Here is a 1,567-nt window from a genome sequence, read left to right as displayed (position 1 = left end):
TCATGTTGATGATCTGGTCCAGCCGCGCCCGGAACAGATCGTTCGATCCCGTCGTCCTGTGCTTCTTCGGTCGCATCGGCCCCTCCGATGCACCACAGAATCATGGTCCGCAGCGAAAGGGAATCTGGAGGGTTCTGTGAGGTCGCGCTCACGTGCTGGCGCGGCATGCGCAGTTACGCGACCTCATTGAAGCCGGATTGAACGAAGGCGCGGGCGGGTATGCGCGGGTTTGCAGCTATGGGGATTGTTGGAGATCGCAACGCCCGGCCTGCCGGCTCGGCACGTGAGGCAGAGCTGCGAGATGTGTGCATCGGGGAAGAGTTGAGATCAGGCGCGCTTTGCCGGAGATCGCGATAGGCGTTTTGCTACATCGGACGGTTGTTGTCGCGCCGTGTGGCAGCACGGATTCGACAGCGTCCACGATGATCGAGGCGCTGGGAGCGGAATGACGAATAGCGATCGTTGTGCACGGCATGACTTGGCTCACGATGTATCGCACTGGAACGGGGATGTTTGAGGACTGGAGCGGTTGAAGCTGTGTCGAAAGCGCTCGACGATGCGCATGACGCCACCACAGTCAGGACAGGCGGGAGCCTTGGGCCACGTCAGAGCGTCCGACTCCACAGGCGACGGCTCGCCATCGTTTGGCGCTGTCCGCTCACGATCGAGAAGTTTGCGGCAAAGGGCGAGCTTGGCAGCGCGATGGCCGTTGGCCATGAAGCCGAAGTGGCGGATGCGATGGAAGCCATCGGGCAGCGTGTGAAGAAGGAAGCGGCGGATGAACTCGTCGGGCTTGAGCTTGATGATCTTTGTCGCGCCGTTCTGGCGGTAGTCCTTCCAGGTAAAGGCGACGTGATCGTCGTCGAGGGCGACGAGCCGGCTGTTGGCGATCGCAACGCGATGGGTATAGCGGCCGAGATTGGCCAGCACGTGCGCGGGGCCGCCGAACGGCCGTTTGGCGTAGACCACCCAGCTGATGCGCCGCATGGCGACGAGGTGAGCTGTGAAGGCAGCAGGCTCGGCCAGGGATGCGAGATCGCCGAAGAAGTTCAGGGTGCCGGCGTCGAAGGCAGCGGTCAGACGTTCGAGGAACAGGCGTCTGAACAGCCGGGCGAGCGGTTTGACGGCCAGGAAGAACTTTGGTCGGCTGGCAATCCAGCGCGCGCTATCGGGCGAGAGGCCGCCGCCCGGGACGACGCAGTGGACGTGGGGATGGTGCGTCAGCGCCTGCCCCCAGGTGTGAAGGACGGCGAGGACACCGATCCGGGCGCCGAGCCGGCGTGGATTGGCGGCGAGCGTCGACATTGCCTCGGCGGCGGCTTTGAACAGGATCGCATAAACGATGGCCTTGTTCTGAAAGGCGATCGCTGCGATCGGAGCCGGCAGTGTGAAGACGACGTGGAAATAGGGAACCGGCAGCAGGTCGGCTTCTCGCGCGGCGAGCCACGCGGCTCGGGCTGGCCCCTGACACTTCGGACAGTGCCGGTTGCGACAGGAATTATAGGCGAGGCGTGTCGTGCCGCAGTCGTCGCAAGCCTCCATGTGGCCGCCGAGCGCCTCGGTCCGG

Annotated in this window: 1 protein-coding gene; it reads right to left on the bottom strand. The window is 64.0% G+C overall.

Features of this window, described 5'->3' with window-relative positions; genetic code table 11:
- Nucleotides 1-483 precede the first annotated feature (483 nt).
- Nucleotides 484-1,567: IS91 family transposase (locus tag AC0L21_RS37860; RefSeq protein WP_473267064.1), on the bottom strand; the 1,084-nt coding region annotated here is incomplete at its 5' end.

This window comes from Bradyrhizobium sp. WSM4873, assembly GCF_055811355.1.
The sequence above is the reverse complement of the archived record's forward strand: the minus strand, read 5'-3'. Positions and strand labels throughout refer to the sequence as shown.